The organism is Rhodococcus sp. NPDC006774 (assembly GCF_040636045.1).
In the GTDB taxonomy this organism is placed as follows: Bacteria; Actinomycetota; Actinomycetes; order Mycobacteriales; family Mycobacteriaceae; genus Rhodococcoides.
The window spans coordinates 60,808-77,046 of record NZ_JBEYIW010000002.1; the positions used below are offsets into that span (position 1 = coordinate 60,808).

Sequence of the window (16,239 nt, forward strand, 5' to 3'; positions counted from 1 at the left end):
TTGTGGGCGCTGACGTCACCTGTCCCAGAACCGTTCGAGGACGCCGAGCACTTCAGTGGACGCCGCCATCGTTGTCGCGTGGTCGAATCCGCGGATGACGTGCAATTCGGAGTTCGGTACCAGCGCTGCGGCAGCTCGGGTGTCGTCGAGCCTGGTGCCGTCCTGACTGCCGACGTAGAACAGCGACGGTTGGGTGAATCGTTGCAACGCCTCGTCCGGTAGGCCGGGATCGGCGTCGGATGCTCGGATGTACGCGGCCATGGCCTGGGCATCGTTGGCGGAAAACACCGCTCGGGTACCCGCATCGATCGGGAACATGCGGTGGCTGGTCCAGACCTCGAGAAATCCGTCCATGCCGCGCTGCTCCAACACATCGGCGCATCCGGGGAAGAACAGGCGATCGAACGCGCCTGCCTGAGCGCCGTGACTACCGCCGCCGACGGCCAATGATCGCACTCGCTCGGGAGCCGCAGCCGTCAACGCCAAGCCCGCCCGAGCCCCGAACGAGTACCCGAGGTAATCGACGGTATCGACCCCCACCGCATCGAGCACCGCCGTCAGATCGCCGACGATAGTGCCCATCGCATAGGCGTCGGGAGAATGGGGCTTCTCGCTGCGGCCGTGCCCACGACTGTCGATCAGTATCAACCGCCGACTGCCGCGCAGCGCCTTCACATAGCCGAACGTCCGCCAGATCGTGTGCGTGAGAAAACTGCCGTGCACCATCAACAACGGCGGCCCGGACCCCACCACCGTGTACGCGATCCGTGTTCCATCGTCTGCATTCGAGGCGTACTCCACCCCGCGATTCTTGCCTTTGAAGTCCACTCAACGTGACATTGACCCCCACAAAGGCCACTGAACGTCACATTGACTCCCTACGGGCGGGCGCTTCTTCGGCGGACTCGGGAGGCTCGGCGGTCGGGGTGAGGTCGATGGTGCGGGTGGGCGCTATGGCGTCGAGGAACGGTCGATCGTGGCTCGCGATGATCAGCGCACCCTCGAATTTTCCGAGGGCGTCGATGAGGTGTTGTCGGCTGGTGATGTCGAGGTTGTTGGTCGGCTCGTCGAGCATCAGTAGTTTCGGAGCCGGCTCCGCCAGCAGAATTCGTGCCAGTGCGGCCCGCAGTCGTTCGCCACCGGAGAGGCTCGCGACGACGGCGTCGGCGTCGGATCCGCGGAACAGGAAGCGGGCGAGTTGGCCTCGGATCTGTTCGGCGGTGGCCTGTGGGGCGACATCGGATACGTTCTCGGCGACGGTGCGGGATTCGTCGAAGACGTCCAGTCGCTGCGGCAGATACTTCCACGGCACCTCTGCCCCGGTGGCGTCCAGAGCCCGCAACAGGGTGGTCTTGCCGCTCCCGTTCGGTCCGATCAGCGCGATGCGCTCGGGACCGACGATGCTGAGCTCGGGTTGATCGAGAACCACCTGTCCCGCATGGACTTTCGTCGCCGGGAGGTCGACGCGTATCTCGCGGTCGTCGCGCAGGAGATCTTCGGCGGCCGTCAGTGACGATCGGGCGTCGTCGACGCGGTCGCTCTGCGTCCCGCGAAGTTTGCCTGCCGATTCCTGGGCAGCCCGCTTGCGTCGGCCCGCAAGGATCGGAGGTACGCGCTTCTGCTCTTCCATCTTCTTGCCGAATCGCTGGCGTCTGTCGAGTTTGATTCGGGTGTCGATCAATTCGCGTTCCTGCTTGCGGACGTCGTTCTTGGCATCACGGACGGTCGCCCGTGCGGCTTCCTGTTCTGCGTCGACGACCGAGCGATAGTGCTGATAGTTGCCGCCGAACATCCGCAGCCGCGAGACTCCGCTGCGCTCGGCCCGCACCTCGGCGATGGAGTCGACGCGTTCGAGCAGCTCGAGATCGTGAGTGCACACGATCAGCACACCCGCGTAGCCGTCGACTGCCGTGTACAAGCGTTCTCGCGCAGCGTGATCGAGGTTGTTGGTCGGTTCGTCGAGCAGCAGTACGTCGGGTTGGGCGAGCAGTTGTGCGGTGAGAGCGAGCAGGATCGTCTCGCCGCCCGACAGGGTGCCGACGCGGCGATCCAGATCGTCCAGGGAGCCGACGATGCTGCCCAGGCCGAGCTTGTCCAGCAGTGCCAGAGCGCGCTCCTCGACGTCCCACGCCGACCCCACGATTGCGAAGTCGTCCTCGGTGGAGGATCCGGATTCTATGCGATGCAATGCTTTTCGCACCGATTCGATGGCCAGTACCCGATCGACGGGCAGGTCGGGGTCCAGTGCGACGTCCTGGCGCAGGTGTCCGAGTACGCCCGGTATCGAGATGGAACCGAGTTGTGGTGTCAATTCCCCGGCGAGCAATCGCAGGAGCGTCGACTTTCCCGCACCGTTGGAACCGATGAGACCTGTTGTGCCGCTGGCGAAGATGGCCGACATGGCGTCGAACACGGGGTCGCCGTCCGGCCATGTGAAGCTCAGGTTCGAGATGGACAGTGATGACGAATGAGGCATGGTTGCTCCAAAGGTGTGCGTGCGATGGATCTGCAGGCGTCTAGAACCTCTGGAAGAGCAATGGCCTCTCCGAATCTGTGGGCGACAAGGCGAAGGCCACGCTAACCCCGAACCCGACGAGTACGCAAGCGAATTAAACCGACGGGCCCTTCTTGCGTAGCTCGTCGACCGTCGTCATGGCGCCCCGCAGTTCGTCCAGCCATTCCTGCGTGTGTTCGCCGACCAGCTTCACGGCCCAGGCCAAGGCGTCCGCGCGGGAGCGAGCGACCCCGGCATCGACGAGGGTATCGAGGACGCGACGCTCGGGCTGACGCAGGCGCGTCATGACCGGTACTGCGAGGTGGGTGAACAGGACCACGTCGGATCCGGTTCTCACTCCCCAGGCAACCTTGCGTCCGTATCGCTTCTCGGCCTCGTCGGCGATCTGCATGCGGTCGCCGCGGGTCGTTTCCCGGAATCGCGCGATGCGGCCCTCGTTGGCCGCGGGTGAACTGTCCTGCTCCACAGGCAATGTCCCGACGACGACGATCTCCTCTCGGTCGACCTCGACCGAGGCGGCACCGTCGAACCAGGTGTCCGGGAGTCGGCCACCGAACCACTCGGCGGCGTCGGTGGCGTCCGGAATGTCTGCGTGCTGCCAGCCGCCGGGGCGACCGAACGAGCGTCCGTTGGGTTTCATGTGAGCTCCCTCGTAGGTGTTTGTAAGACTGATTACATGATTACACTTCATCCGGAGATCGCGCCACCGGTGTTTCGCGGACGCTCTGGGGCATGATCGATCCCGTGCGCACTTCGACAAGACCGACGACTCTGGCCGCAATCGTGTCCGTTCTGGCACTGGTGCTCGCCGCCTGTGGTCAGAGTGGGCCCGATCAGCCGCAGACCGTCGCCGAGCAGTTCGCGGACGCGGTCAACAGCGCGAATATCGATCAGGCTGCCGCGTTGACCACCGATCCGGCCGGCGCGACGGCGGCGCTCACCGGGCTGTACGACGGGCTTTCGGCCGGCGGTACGGTCACGGCAACTCCCGATTTCGAGGCAGTCGACGCCAACGAGGATGCGGGCACGTTCACATTGAATGCCGGCTGGCGCTTCTCGACGACCACCGACGGCACCGCCGAACCCGACGGCGAGCCGAAGGAATGGAACTACACGACCTCTGCGACAGCGGCGGAAACCGAGCAGGGCTGGAAGATCACCTGGGATCCGGCGATGTTGGTGCCGGGCCTGACGGCCGACTCGTCGGTGCGCTTCACTCCTACCGACGCGCTCGTCGCGCCGCGCATCTTCGACGGAAACGGCGTCGAGCTGATGTCGCAGCAGGTGGTCACCCTCGTCAACGTCGATGCGACGGCCGATCCCGTGGCTGTCGCGAACCTCGTCGGATCCGTCGTCCCGGGCATCACGGCCGAGTACGTCACATCGACTGTCGCTGCAGCGCAAGGTAACTCGGCGACCATCGTGTTGCTTCGTCAGGCGGACATCGATCCCATCGGTGCTCAGCTCGCGACCGTCCCGGGCGTCAAACTGGCTCCGCAGACGCGGCTGCTCGCCACCGACCGGAACCTCGTTTCGCCGGTCCTCAACGACCTGACGACTCTGTGGGAGCAGGAGCAGGCAGCCAATCGGGGATGGGCTGTGCAGGCCGTTGCAGCCGACGGCACCATCACCCCACTTGCCGGCCGAGATGCCGGAACCGGAGACGACATCGCGACCACCCTGGATTCGGCACTGCAACTGAAAGCCGAGAATGCCCTCGCGTCGCTGCCGCAGCAGGCGGCCATCGTTGCGCTTCGGCCATCGACGGGGGCGGTTCTGGCCGTGGCGCAGAATGCCGCTGCAGATGCCGAGGGCCCGATCGCTCTCACCGGTCTGTACCCGCCGGGGTCGACGTTCAAGACGGTGACCACCTCGGCTGCACTGCAGTCCGGTGCCGTCACTCCCGATACCGTGCTGCCGTGCCCGGCGACCGAGAACATCGAGGGCAGGCAGATCCCGAACGACGACAATTTCGATCTCGGCGACGTGCCGCTGCACACCGCCTTCGCCAAGTCCTGCAACACGACGATGGGTCGCCTCGGTGTGGCACTCCCGCCGAACGGATTGACCGACGCGGCCGCGCAGTACGGCCTCGGCGTCGACTACGTCACCCCCGGTCTGACGACCGTCACCGGTTCGGTGCCCTCGGCCGACACCCCGGCGCAGCGGGTCGAATCCGCCATCGGCCAGGGGCAGGTGACCGCGTCGCCGTTCGGAATGGCGCTGGTCGCGTCGTCGATCGCCAACAACGGATTGCGCCCACCGACGGTCGTCGCCGGTGAGCCCGGAGTGGGAAACATGCAGCCGGCAGCGGTGGACCCGCAGGTCACCGAGCAGATCAAGACCATGATGCGCGAGACGATCACCGGCGGTACCGCGACGTCGCTCAATGACATCCCCGGGCTGCTCGGCAAGACCGGCACCGCCGAATTCGGCGCGAACAACGAAGGAGCCCACGGCTGGTTCGTCGGTATCTCCGGTGATCTCGCGTTCGCGGTGTTCGTGAACGATGCGGGCAGTTCGACGCCTGCCGTCGAGGCTGCGGGTCGTTTTCTGCGCTAGTAGAGGCCGAAACCGACCGGGGCGTATCCCAATCGTGACCGGCTCGTATGAATCCCGTGCTTGTTACTCGTGTGACTACAGTGAATATTGTGACTCATGAGTTCTATGAGTCGTGCCCGTCGTGGCCCGCGCAAGGTCCGCGGTCGCTACCTCGTCGCCGTTGCAGCATCGGCGACGTTGACGGTCTCGGCAGTGTTCTGGATGGTCGATCGCCCACCGAGCGAGGCCGAGGTGCTGGTCTCGAAGTTCGTCGATGCTCTGGACAACCGAGACGTCGCTGCCGCTGCCGCACTGACGACCTACCCGAACGCCGCGACGGCCGCACTGAACCAGATGTTCGACGGCTTGTCGGCCGAGGGCACGTCCACCGGCGATTTCGACCTGACCCAGTACATGGACCTCTCCGACGAGAGCGGCTACTTCACTCTCGCGTCCGCATGGAATTTCGGTGAGGGCAAGAACTGGAAGTACAGCGCTCAGGGCTCGACCAAGAAGCTCAGTGTCGGCTGGCGAATCGCGTGGGATCCGGCCACCCTCGTCCCCGACCTCACCTCGGGAGGGTCGGTCCGATACACCAGGACCGACGCCGCTCCGCCGCTGATCTTCGACGCCGCGAACAACGTACTGATGAGCGAGCGCACCATCAACGCCATCTCCCTCGACCCGGCACAGACGAGCGATCCGGCGGCGTCCACTGCGCAACTCGCGGACGTCATCGACGTCGTGGCACCGCTGATCACCTCCGAATCGATGCTGGCCAAACTCGATTCGGCCGGCGGTGCACCGATCACCGCAGTGACCTTGCGCGACGACGATTTCGCCGTCCTCGAAGACGACCTCCGCGCCGTGCCGGGCGTGGTCGTTTCTCCGCAACCCAAGCTCATCGTCGACGACCGTCGGATCACCTCACCCGTGCTCGACTCGTTGCGAAGCGCCTGGCAGGAAGGACGCGACGCCACCGCAGGCTGGGCCGTCGACACCTACACCGCCGACGGAACCGGCGAACGCCGTGTCGGCTTCCAGGGACCCGCCGGTCCTGACCTGCACGCGACGCTCGATCCGCGAGTTCAACTCGCAGCCGAGAACGCGGTCGTCATGGCGGGGTCGTCGGCGTCGATCGTCGCCCTGTCCACCTCGACCGGCGCGATTCTCGCTGCGGCACAGAACAGTTACGCGAACGAGCAGGGCGATGTCGTCTTCGCGGGCTCCTACCCGGCCGGCACCGCGTCGGAACTCGTCCGGGCCGTGCAGTCCGATCGCGGTGACGACAGCGCCGAAGATGCAGCTGCCAGGTTGGGTCTCGGTATCAACTACTCGATGCCCGGACTCGACGCCTACACAGGAACTCCCGCCGACAGTCGCAGCGCGATCGACGGCATCAGGACCGTGTCCACCGCCTCCGCCGACGAGGCGACGGTGACTCCGTTCGGACTCGCGCAGATGGCGGCCGCGATCTCTCGGGGCAGCGCTCCGACTCCGACGATCGTCGCGGGTCAGACCGCCGTCGCGAATCGGGAGTCCGAGGCAATCGGGTCGGATGCGGCAAACCGGTTGCGCGGCATACTCGCCGACTCGTCGAGCAGTAGCGGTCTCGACACCTTCGACGGTGTGCAGGGATTCGCCGGGGAAAGTGGCGACGATCGCTTCGTGCTCGCCACCAGTGGTGACGTTGCATTCGCGGTGTACATCGAGGACGCGGACGGCGGGGATCAGGCAGTGCGCATGACGAGCCGGTTGCTGCAGGAGATGGCGAACCCCGTCGAGTAGTCAGGATCGTTAGGCGCGGTAGCTTTGTTCGGTGACTGTGCTCGATTTCGGACTTCTGGTGGTGGCCGGGTTCTTCGCCGGGCTCATCGGGTTCGTCACCGGGCTCGCGTCGCTGGTGTCCTATCCTGCTCTGCTTGCGGTGGGTTTGCCTGCGGTGTCTGCGAACGTGACGAACACGGTCGCGTTGGTCGCGGCCGGTGTCGGGGCGACGGCGAGTTCCTCGGCCGAGCTCGCCAAGGACGGCAAGCAGCTGGTTCGCTATGCGATCTACTCCGCGCTGGGCGGTACCACCGGTGCGATTCTGTTGCTCACTACGCCGGACGGTTCGTTCGAGGTGGTCGTACCGTTCCTGGTGGCGATGGCAGCCATCGCGCTACTGCTGCAGCCGCGTATCCGAAAGCTGTCCGGCGGCAGACAGTTTCCGACGCTCTATCCGTTGGCGCTGTTCGCGGTCGCGATCTACGGTGGCTACTTCGGTGCCGGGGCCGGTGTCATCTTCCTTGCGCTGGCGCTGATCTGCACCTCGGATACTTTCTGGCGCGCAAGCGTTCTGAAGAGTTTCTTCCTCGGCATCGCCAATCTCATTGCCGCCATCATCTTTTCGTTCTCCGGCCAGGTGCACTGGTGGGCCGCGCTTGCCCTGGCGATCGGCTGCTTCGTCGGCGGTGCCTGCGGGCCGCCGACGGTCAAGGTGATCTCGCCGATCGTTCTGCGTATTGCGGTCGGAATTCTGGGGCTCGGTCTCTCCGGATGGCTGGGGTATCAGGCCTTCGGTTGACGGTCAGGTGCAGTCAGGTCACCTGTTCGCTACTTGCTCGACGGCGACCCGAGAGTGATCAACTCCGGCGCAGCAGGGGCAGCGCAGCAACCGCCGCTCGACGGAGCGTCGGGCTCGTCGAACAGTCCCGCGCCGCCACAGACGCCGGTGTCCGGCAAAGTCAGCTCGACCTTCCGTGCGCCCTCGTGGTCGCCGGCGAGTTCGGCTGCGATGCTGCGAACCTGCTCGTATCCGGTCATCGCGAGGAACGTCGGCGCGCGGCCGTAGCTCTTCATCCCCACCAGGTAGAAGCCGGGCTCGGGTTGGGTCAGTTCTTCGACTCCGTGCGGTGACACCGATCCGCACGAATGCATGTTGGGGTCCACCAACTCTGCGACGAACTTGGGTGCCTGCAAGGTGGGATCGAGATCGAGGCGAACCTCGGACAGCCATGACAGATCCGGGCGGAATCCGGTGAGTGCAACCACGCGATCGACGCTCCCGATGCGCGCGCCGGTATCGCCGACGAGGGTCGTCCGATCACCCTCGAACGCAACGGTGTCGGTGCGAAATCCCGATTGCACGGTGAGGAAGCCGTCGTCGACTGCCTTCTTGGCGCGTTGGCCGAGTGCGCCGCGAGCAGCGAGCCCGTCGGCGTCGCCGCCGCCGAACACATCGGCGGTAACTCCTCGGCGGACGGCCCAGGTGAGCGTCGTTCCTGGTTCCTCCGCGGCGAGTTCGGCGAAGGTGATGATGGCGGTCAAGGCGGAGTGTCCACTGCCGGCGATGACGGTGTGCTTGCCCGCGAACCGGGCGCGAATGGCCGGATCGGTCAGATCGGGGACCCGGTAGTCGATCCGGTCCGCAGCGGCCTTCTCGCCGATGGCCGGAAGTCCCTCGCTGCCCAGTGGATTCGGTGATCCCCAGGTGCCCGACGCGTCGACGACAGCGCGGGCGAGGATGCGTTCCTCGCTGCCGTCGGAGTGGCGGATGTGCACCGACAGCGGTTCGGTGTCGCGGCCGGCGTCGACCACGCGGTCGCGTCCGCGGCGGGCGACGCCGACTACCTCGGAGTCGACTCGGACGGCGTCGCCGAGAACGGCGGCGAGGGGTGCGAGGTACCGCTCCACCCATTCGCGACCGGTGCCATAGGTGTCACCGTCCGGTGCAGTCAAGCCGGTGGGCTCGAGCAACCGGGCCGCAGCGGGGTCGACGACCTCGGACCACGGGGAGAACAATCGCACGTGGTTCCATTCGGACACTGCAGCGCCCGCGGACGGCCCGCGTTCGAGAACGACCACGGCAGAGCCGGTTTCGGTGAGATGTGCTGCGGCGGCGAGACCGATGGGTCCTGCGCCGATCACTATTACGGGGTATTCGTTCATGACTGATCTACCTTTCCTCGTCGAGCGAGAGTGTTCACTGCTGCGCGTGCGGTACGGCCGACGCCGATGAGCGTTGCCGATGCCGGTCCGGTCCAGTCGCCGTACCCCAGGAATATCAGGGTCGACTCGCCGTGAATATGATTGTCTTCCAACATGATTCGAGGTCCGTCGGTGTGCAGGTGCAGCGGCTGCAGGTGCAGCGGTTGCAGATGCCGCAGCGCGGGCCGAAAGCCGGTGCACCAGACGATCGCATCCAGTTTCTCCGTTGTGTGCCCGTCCGTCACGCCGTCGGCTGTGATCGCCGTGAACATCGGCCGGGCGTGCAGGACTCCGCGATCCCTGGCCTCCTTCACCGGCGGGACCATGACGATGTCGCCCAAGCCTGCAACCCCGCCGGTATCGGTGTCACCCGCTGCCAGCGCTCGGGCGCGGTCGCTGGCGACATCGAACAGCACGCGCCCATCGACGTCGTCGGGCAGGAATTTCGGTTCGCGGGCGGTGAACCACAGGGTCTCGGCCACGGTGGAGATCTCGGCAAGTATCTGAGCAGCCGAGTTTCCGCCCCCGACGATTCCTACTCGCTTGCCCACGAATCGATCCAGTGTGCGGTAGTCGGCGGCATGCAGTTGGGCCCCACCGAATTCACGCATGCCCGGGTAGCTCGGCCAGAAGGGCCGAGACCATGTTCCCGTCGCGTTGACGACTGCTGTGGCGGTGTACGACTCACCATCTGTGTCGATTCGGTAGCCGCCCGGGACCCGATGCACGGCCGTCACCCGGACGGGCCGGTCCACCGGCAGTTCGTACTTCTTCTCGTACGCTCGCAAGTAGTCGACCACATGAGATGCGGGTGGAAAACCGTTGTGCCACGGAGGCATCGGCCAGCCGGGTAGTCGCGAGTACTCCGCCGGTGAGAACAGGTGCAGCGACGGCCAGTAGTCCTGCCAGGACCCTCCGGCATGCGTCTGGTCGTCGAGAACGACGAAGTCCAGCCCGGCTCGGCGCAGGTAGTAGCCGGCGGCCAGTCCTGCCTGACCGCCGCCGATCACCACCACGTCGTACTTCATTCGAGTCAAGCGTCGGTGCCGCGCATGCGAGATGCGAGTTCCTCGACGCGAGCGGCAATATCGTCACGGACCAGACGCATCCGTTCGATGCCGTCGATACCGCGCTCGGACGGCTCGTCGGTGTCCCAGTTCTCGAATGTCGGGCCGTCGACCACGTCGACTTTTGCCTCACCACCGAGAGTGACGACGTAATCCATGCGAGCGATCAGATCGGGATCGATGGGCTTGGGTGCTTCGCCCGACAGGTCGACGCCGACTTCGAGAAGAGACTCGGCCGACAGTGCGTTGACCGCTCCGCCCGGTTTCGTTCCGGCCGAGTGCACGTCCACCGAATCGCCTGCGATCCTGCGCATCAGGCCGGCGGCCATCTGAGATTTCCCGCCGTTCTTGACGCAGACGAACAGCACGCTGGGTGTCGTCATGACGCCGAACTCTGGTTCGCTGGAACCAATTCCGCGATCAAGTCTTGGATTCGACTCTTGATCTCGTCACGAATCGGACGCACGGCTTCGACGCCTTTGCCGGCAGGATCGGCCAGAGCCCAGTCGCGGTAACTCACACCCGGGAACACCGGGCAGGCGTCGCCGCAGCCCATGGTGATCACGACGTCGGATGTCTCGACGGCCTCGGGTGTGAGGATCTTCGGAGACTGCGACGAGATGTCGATGCCGACCTCGGCCATGGCCTCGACCGCCGCGGAGTTGATCGTTTCCGCGGGCGCGCTACCGGCAGAACGCACTTCGACGGTGTCGCCGGCGAGGTGGGCCAGAAAACCGGCGGCCATCTGAGATCGGCCCGCGTTGTGGACGCAGACGAAGAGAACGCTGGGGGTGTCGGACATCAGGACTCCTTTGTCACTGTGTTCGCGGACGTACTGGGGGCGAAGCGTTTACGCAGTGCGAGCGAGACGTAGACGAGGCCGACCAAGACCGGCACCTCGATGAGTGGTCCGACGACTCCGGCGAGTGCCTGCCCGGATGTCGCGCCGTAGGTCGCGATGGCGACGGCGATCGCAAGCTCGAAGTTGTTGCCTGCAGCGGTGAACGCGAGGGTGGTGGTGCGCTCGTAGCCCAGACCCATCGCGGCACCGAGGGCGTAGCCGCCGCCCCACATCACCGCGAAGTACACCAGCAGTGGCAGCGCGATACGCACCACGTCGAAGGGCTGTGACGTGATCTGATCGCCCTGCAGCGCAAAGAGAATGACGATGGTGAACAGCAGGCCGTAGAGCGCCCACGGGGCAATCCTGGGGATGAACTTCTCCTCGTACCACTCGCGGCCCTTGGCGCGTTCACCGAAGAAGCGCGAGGCGAATCCCGCAATCAGCGGGATTCCGAGGAAGATCAGCACCGATTTCGCGATCTGCCAGGGCGAGGCTTCGATGGTCGTCTGTTCCAACCCGAGCCAGCCCGGCAGGACGGAGAGGTAGAACCATCCGAGGATGGCGAACATGAAGACCTGGAACACCGAGTTGATCGCCACCAGAACCGCGGCGGCTTCCCGGTCGCCGCAGGCGAGGTCGTTCCAGATGATGACCATCGCGATGCATCGGGCCAGACCGACGATGATGAGCCCGGTGCGGTACTCGGGTAGATCCGGCAGGAAAAGCCATGCGAGAGCGAACATCAGGGCCGGACCGAGGATCCAGTTGAGGACCAGCGATCCGATCAGTAGGCGCTTGTCTCCGGTGACGGTGTCGAGGCGGTCGTAGCGGACCTTGGCCAGCACCGGATACATCATGATCAGCAGTCCGATGGCGATGGGGAGCGAGACGCCGTCGATGGAGATGGTGGACAGCGCGTCGTCCATTCCGGGGATCATGCGTCCCAGGAGCAGGCCCACAACCATGGCCACGCCGATCCACACGGGTAGGAACCGGTCGAGGGTGGAGAGCTTGCCGACTACGGCAGTATCGGTCGTCGTACTCATGCCATGACCTCCGTGGACTCCGCAGCGTTGAGCACTGCCGACAGTTGTTGCAGTGCAGCGGGAATCACCGAGTAGTAGACCCAGGTACCGCGTCGTTCGCAGTCGAGCAGCCCTGCCTCGCGCAACACCTTGAGGTGATGGGAGATGGTGGGCTGCGACAGGTCGAATGCGGGGGAAATATCGCAGACACACGCTTCGCCGCCTGCATGGCTGGCAACGAGGCTGAGCAGCCGCAGCCGGACGGGATCTCCCAGTGCTTTGAACATGCGGGCGAGACCTCCGGCCCAATCCGCGTTCAGGGGTTCGCGGATCAGCGGCGAGCAGCAGTCACCGTCGAGGGACGACCGGTCTTGATTCGACATTTGTCTATATTGACGTTTGTCGAATCAGTCGTCAAGTGAACAGTTGCCGAACGCGGATCAGCCGATAGGCGACACCGAGCACGACCACGACGGTTCCGACGGCAATGGAGGTGGCGGGCAGCGTGGCGATCAGAACCACGCACCCGATGCTGCCGAGGATCTGCAGGGCCCGTGGGTAGCGGCGGTGCGCGGCATCCTGAGTGAAGGCGCTGAGATTGGCCACCAGGTAGTACAGCAACACCCCGAACGACGAGAAACCGATGGCGTTCCGCAGATCGACGACGAGAACGAGGACGCAGACGATCACTGCCAGAGTGATCTCGGCGCGATGCGGAACCGAGTAGCGGGGGTGGACCGCGGCCAGGTACGACGGCAGGTCGTGGTGGCGGGCCATCGCCAGTGAGGTGCGGCCGATGCCTGCGATCAGCGCGAGCAACGCTCCCAGCGCAGCCAGGCCGGCACCGATGCGCATCACCGGCGACGCCCACGAATGTCCGGAGGCCACAACCAGATCGACCAGAGGAGCCGACGATGACGCCAGTGAGTCGGAGCCCAGTACCGACAACAGGGTCAGTGCAATCACCGCATAGACCAGTAGTGCGATACCCAGGGCGGAGACGATGGCGCGCGGAATGGTGCGCTCGGGCCGGACGACCTCCTCACCCAGGGTGGCAATGCGCGCGTAGCCGGCGAAGGCGAAGAACAACAGGCCGGCCGACTGCAGAATTCCGTACCACCCACTGTCGGGGAACGAGCCGAGCCCGGCGACGTTCGGCTCGATCGAGCCGGTGAGTCCCAGGACGACACCCACGACGAGCACGGTGAGCACGGCGGCGACCAGAATCTTCGTCAGCACGGCCGTGCGGGTGATGCCGAAGTAGTTCACTGCCGTCAACGCAACGATGGCAAGAACAGCAACGACTTTCGTGTACCCGGCAGGTGCGATGTAGGCCGCGAACACCAGCGCCGTGGCTGCGGAACTGGCGGTTTTGCCGATGACGAAGCTCCACCCGGCCAGAAAGCCGGGCCACTCGCCGAGCCGCTCTCGGCCGTAGACGTACGTTCCGCCCGACGTCGGATACTGCGCGGCGAGCTGAGCCGACGCGGTGGCGTTGCAGAACGCGACGACCGCGGCGATGGCGAGACCGATCAGCAGACCCGTGCCCGCGACGGCCGATGCGGGGGCGAACGCCGCGAACACCCCGGCTCCGACCATCGAACCGACACCGATGGCGATGGCGTCGAACAGCCCGAGTCGACGGCTGAGCGATGGCGGATTCGTCATGCCGGGAACCGATCGTCGATCACGGCGACAACTGTAGGTGCTGCACTCGACTCGGCGTCGATCCTGTCAGCGCAGTTCCTGGAACTCCGACAGCAGCGCGAAGGTGGCCTCGCACAATTCGGTCTGCGTCAGCAGGATGCCGACCGTCCCGTCCGGGTCGACGAAGAAGTCGGTGCCCTGCCCGCCGGACCATCCGTAACGGCCGAGGTGCTCTCCTTCGGTGACGACCGAGACGCCGAATCCCCACCCCGTACCCGGCCAGAAGCCCGGGTAGAAACTGTCGTCGGTCTTGATCGACGCAGGCACCTGGTCGTGTGTCATCAGCTCCAGGTGCTCGGTCGACACGGATGTCGGGACAGCACGGAGAAAGCGGTGAAAATCGGTCACGGTCGACACCAACTCGCCATGACTCACGTCGACTGGGGGCGGTCCCGCATAGGATCCGCCCGCGGCGGGTTCGGTCTCGATCAACGACCCGTCCTCGTACCGGTAGGCCGCCGTCAGGCGATGGCATCGGTCGGTGGGTACCCACAGTCCGGTGTCGGGCATGTCGAGTGGCCCGAACAGGTCGTCGCGGAGATGATCCTGCAGAGACCGGCCGACGATACGAGAGACGAGGATGCCGAGGATCGCGAAGCCGTGGTGGTAGCGCCACCCGGTACCGGGCTGAAAAGCCAGCGGAAGATCCGCAATGCGTGCCGACCACTCGTCCGCGCCGAGCGGAGACGGCGCGGGGCCGGCCTCCGTGTCGTTGGCCCGCATCGCCCGAGCAAGCGGGGTGTCTCCCATCTGAATTCCGTACCCACTGGTGTTGGTGAGCAAGTGCCGCAACGTGATCGGCCGGTCCTGCGGAACGGTGTCGTCGAGTGCAGCGTCGGGACGGGTGAGCACAGGGCGGTCGGCGAGTTCGGGAAGCCAGGGCGCGACGTCGTCGTCGAGCGTCAGCCGGCCCGCCTCCACGAGCCGCAGGGCGGCCACACCGGTGACGATCTTGGTCATCGACTGAATCCGGACCAGTGCGTCGACCGCCATCGGTGGACCGCCGACCGCCGATGACCCGACCGCGACGGGTTCCGCATCGGGGCCACCCAGAAGCGCTGTTGCCCCCGGCATCAGTCCTGCGTCGATGTGCCGGGTCAACAGTTCGCGCACGGTCTCGCTCACGGTCTCATCGTGTCACCGGAGCGGTCCGGATTCCAGCGCCCGCTACTTCTGATACACGTCCGGGATGCCGTCGTGATCGTCGTCGCGGGTTTCTTCGACGTAGATGTCCCGGTACGCCTTGTTGCGGCTGCGCAGGATGACGGCGGCCAGCGAGGCGGCGATGATCGAACCGGTCAGCACACCGACCTTGACGTGGTCGTCGCGCTCGGTTCCCTCACCGAAGGCGAGGTCTCCGATCAGCAGCGAGACGGTGAATCCGATACCCGCGAGCATCGAGACGCCCAGGACGTCGAGCCATTTCAGTCCGGCATCCAGTGTGGCCCGGGTGAACCGCGAGACGAGGTAGGTGGTGCCGAAGATGCCGACGGCCTTGCCGATGACGAGGCCTGCGATGATGCCGATGGCGATCGGATCGGTCAGCGCGCTGGCCAGGCCGGAGAATCCGCCGACGGTCACACCGGCCGCACAGAATGCGAACAGGGGAACCGCGATGCCCGCGGAGATGGGCCGGATCTTGTGCTCGAAGTGCTCGGCGAGGCCGGGGCCTGCTTCGGGGCCACCGTTGGCTTTGCTGCGCATGACCGGAACAGCGAAGCCGAGCAGCACACCCGCGACGGTGGCGTGAACGCCGGACTCGTGCATGAGTACCCAGGTCACGACCGCCAGCGGGATGAGAATCCACCACGAGCGGACGCGCATCTGTACGGCGACGGCGAACAGCGCGAGCGGAATCAGTGTCAGGCCGAGCGCGATGAAGTTGATGTCGTCGGTGTAGAAGATGGCGATGACGCTGACGGCGAGAAGGTCGTCGACCACAGCCAACGTCAGCAGGAAGGTCCGTAGCGCGGTCGGCAGGTGGGTACTGATCACGGCGAGGACGGCAACGGCGAACGCGATGTCGGTCGCGGTGGGGATTGCCCAACCGAGCAGTGCGCCGTCTCCGGTGCCGAGGTTGATCAGCACGAAAATGACTGCTGGAACTGCCATTCCGCCGACGGCCGCGGCGACAGGTAGTGCGGCGCGTGCGGGATCGCGGAGATCTCCTGCGACGAATTCTCGCTTCAGTTCGAGTCCGACGACGAAGAAGAAGATGGCCAGCAGTCCATCGGCGGCCCACGTCGACAGGGTCAGATCGAGGTGCAGCGCCGAGGGTCCGACTCGGGTGCTCATCAGCGAGTCGTAGGCAGCGGACCAGGGTGAGTTGGCCCAGATCAAGGCGACAAGAGTGGCGACGAGGAGCAATGCACCGCCGACGGTTTCCTTGCGCAGGATCTGCGCGACCCGGTCTGCCTCGGACCACGAGCCGCGGGAGAACAACGGCAATCGCGTCTTGGAACTGGATGAATCTGTCACGGTGACAACGCCTTTCGGTAGCTTCGTCGCGTTGCGAACCGACCGAACTTCAGATGGCAAGTACGCAGCGCAAAGTCGTTGCCGACCAGACTT

The 16,239-nt window shown here is 65.4% G+C and carries 15 protein-coding genes; 3 read left to right on the forward strand and 12 right to left on the reverse strand.

The features are described 5' to 3' along the window. Positions 1-15 precede the first annotated feature (15 nt). The 3 genes from ABZ677_RS03325 to ABZ677_RS03335 form a co-directional block, all read right to left on the reverse strand. On the reverse strand, positions 16-801 hold the full coding sequence (locus ABZ677_RS03325) for an alpha/beta hydrolase (RefSeq protein WP_358366599.1): 786 nt from the start codon (positions 799-801) through the stop codon (positions 16-18). Between the two features lie 64 nt (positions 802-865). Next, complete coding sequence (locus tag ABZ677_RS03330; protein WP_358366601.1) at positions 866-2,476, reverse strand: ATP-binding cassette domain-containing protein; 1,611 nt, start codon at positions 2,474-2,476, stop codon at positions 866-868. A gap of 133 nt (positions 2,477-2,609) precedes the next feature. Beyond that, on the reverse strand, positions 2,610-3,155 hold the full coding sequence (locus tag ABZ677_RS03335) for a hypothetical protein (protein WP_037196003.1): 546 nt from the start codon (positions 3,153-3,155) through the stop codon (positions 2,610-2,612). A 92-nt stretch (positions 3,156-3,247) separates the two neighbouring features. Here ABZ677_RS03335 and ABZ677_RS03340 point away from each other — a divergent pair, with 92 nt between their 5' ends. The 3 genes from ABZ677_RS03340 (at position 3,248) to ABZ677_RS03350 (ending at position 7,622) form a co-directional block, all read left to right on the forward strand. Next, the gene (locus tag ABZ677_RS03340) at positions 3,248-5,077 is read left to right on the forward strand and encodes a penicillin-binding transpeptidase domain-containing protein (protein ID WP_358366604.1); all 1,830 of its coding nucleotides are present in this window, start codon (positions 3,248-3,250) and stop codon (positions 5,075-5,077) included. A 105-nt stretch (positions 5,078-5,182) separates the two neighbouring features. Beyond that, complete coding sequence (locus ABZ677_RS03345) at positions 5,183-6,844, forward strand: NTF2-like N-terminal transpeptidase domain-containing protein (RefSeq protein ID WP_358367207.1); 1,662 nt, start codon at positions 5,183-5,185, stop codon at positions 6,842-6,844. 31 nt (positions 6,845-6,875) lie between these two features. Beyond that, positions 6,876-7,622 carry a sulfite exporter TauE/SafE family protein gene (locus ABZ677_RS03350; RefSeq protein ID WP_094740219.1) on the forward strand — a complete coding sequence of 249 codons (747 nt, stop codon included), beginning with the start codon at positions 6,876-6,878 and terminating at the stop codon, positions 7,620-7,622. A gap of 29 nt (positions 7,623-7,651) precedes the next feature. Here ABZ677_RS03350 and ABZ677_RS03355 read toward each other — a convergent pair whose 3' ends face one another. From ABZ677_RS03355 to nhaA, 9 genes are all read right to left on the reverse strand, one after another. After that, the gene (locus ABZ677_RS03355) at positions 7,652-8,986 is read right to left on the reverse strand and encodes an NAD(P)-binding domain-containing protein (RefSeq protein ID WP_358366606.1); all 1,335 of its coding nucleotides are present in this window, start codon (positions 8,984-8,986) and stop codon (positions 7,652-7,654) included. Next, a complete protein-coding gene (locus ABZ677_RS03360; RefSeq protein WP_358366607.1) occupies positions 8,983-10,053 on the reverse strand; it encodes an ArsO family NAD(P)H-dependent flavin-containing monooxygenase in 1,071 nt (356 codons plus the stop codon). Before ABZ677_RS03360 ends, ABZ677_RS03355 begins: the two co-directional genes overlap by 4 nt. A gap of 5 nt (positions 10,054-10,058) precedes the next feature. Next, on the reverse strand, positions 10,059-10,475 hold the full coding sequence (locus tag ABZ677_RS03365; protein WP_358366609.1) for a low molecular weight phosphatase family protein: 417 nt from the start codon (positions 10,473-10,475) through the stop codon (positions 10,059-10,061). Beyond that, entirely contained in the window at positions 10,472-10,894 is a 423-nt protein-coding gene (locus tag ABZ677_RS03370) for an arsenate reductase ArsC (protein ID WP_358366611.1), read from the reverse strand. The genes ABZ677_RS03365 and ABZ677_RS03370 overlap by 4 nt, the downstream gene beginning before the upstream one ends. Continuing rightward, the gene (gene arsB, locus ABZ677_RS03375) at positions 10,894-11,982 is read right to left on the reverse strand and encodes an ACR3 family arsenite efflux transporter (RefSeq protein WP_037195985.1); all 1,089 of its coding nucleotides are present in this window, start codon (positions 11,980-11,982) and stop codon (positions 10,894-10,896) included. The genes ABZ677_RS03370 and arsB overlap by 1 nt, the downstream gene beginning before the upstream one ends. Further along, entirely contained in the window at positions 11,979-12,344 is a 366-nt protein-coding gene (locus tag ABZ677_RS03380) for a metalloregulator ArsR/SmtB family transcription factor (RefSeq protein ID WP_358366613.1), read from the reverse strand. Before ABZ677_RS03380 ends, arsB begins: the two co-directional genes overlap by 4 nt. Before the next feature lie 31 nt (positions 12,345-12,375). Beyond that, the gene (locus ABZ677_RS03385) at positions 12,376-13,629 is read right to left on the reverse strand and encodes an APC family permease (protein WP_358366615.1); all 1,254 of its coding nucleotides are present in this window, start codon (positions 13,627-13,629) and stop codon (positions 12,376-12,378) included. Between the two features lie 66 nt (positions 13,630-13,695). Next, positions 13,696-14,793, reverse strand: a complete 1,098-nt coding sequence (locus ABZ677_RS03390; protein ID WP_358366617.1) for a serine hydrolase domain-containing protein — start codon at positions 14,791-14,793, stop codon at positions 13,696-13,698. Positions 14,794-14,835: 42 nt separating this feature from the next. Beyond that, positions 14,836-16,146, reverse strand: a complete 1,311-nt coding sequence (nhaA, locus tag ABZ677_RS03395; RefSeq protein WP_037195971.1) for a Na+/H+ antiporter NhaA — start codon at positions 16,144-16,146, stop codon at positions 14,836-14,838. Positions 16,147-16,239 lie beyond the last annotated feature (93 nt).

Excerpts from the sequence above, each read along its gene's own strand:
- ABZ677_RS03330 (WP_358366601.1), bottom strand. The coding sequence starts at position 2,476 with ATGCCTCATTCGTCATCACTGTCCATCTCGAACCTGAGCTTCACATGG.
- ABZ677_RS03335 (WP_037196003.1), bottom strand. The coding sequence starts at position 3,155 with ATGAAACCCAACGGACGCTCGTTCGGTCGCCCCGGCGGCTGGCAGCAC.
- ABZ677_RS03340 (WP_358366604.1), top strand. The coding sequence starts at position 3,248 with ATGATCGATCCCGTGCGCACTTCGACAAGACCGACGACTCTGGCCGCA.
- ABZ677_RS03345 (WP_358367207.1), top strand. The coding sequence starts at position 5,183 with ATGAGTCGTGCCCGTCGTGGCCCGCGCAAGGTCCGCGGTCGCTACCTC.
- ABZ677_RS03355 (WP_358366606.1), bottom strand. The coding sequence starts at position 8,986 with ATGAACGAATACCCCGTAATAGTGATCGGCGCAGGACCCATCGGTCTC.
- ABZ677_RS03360 (WP_358366607.1), bottom strand. The coding sequence starts at position 10,053 with ATGAAGTACGACGTGGTGGTGATCGGCGGCGGTCAGGCAGGACTGGCC.
- ABZ677_RS03365 (WP_358366609.1), bottom strand. The coding sequence starts at position 10,475 with ATGACGACACCCAGCGTGCTGTTCGTCTGCGTCAAGAACGGCGGGAAA.
- ABZ677_RS03370 (WP_358366611.1), bottom strand. The coding sequence starts at position 10,894 with ATGTCCGACACCCCCAGCGTTCTCTTCGTCTGCGTCCACAACGCGGGC.
- arsB (WP_037195985.1), bottom strand. The coding sequence starts at position 11,982 with ATGAGTACGACGACCGATACTGCCGTAGTCGGCAAGCTCTCCACCCTC.
- ABZ677_RS03380 (WP_358366613.1), bottom strand. The coding sequence starts at position 12,344 with ATGTCGAATCAAGACCGGTCGTCCCTCGACGGTGACTGCTGCTCGCCG.
- ABZ677_RS03385 (WP_358366615.1), bottom strand. The coding sequence starts at position 13,629 with ATGACGAATCCGCCATCGCTCAGCCGTCGACTCGGGCTGTTCGACGCC.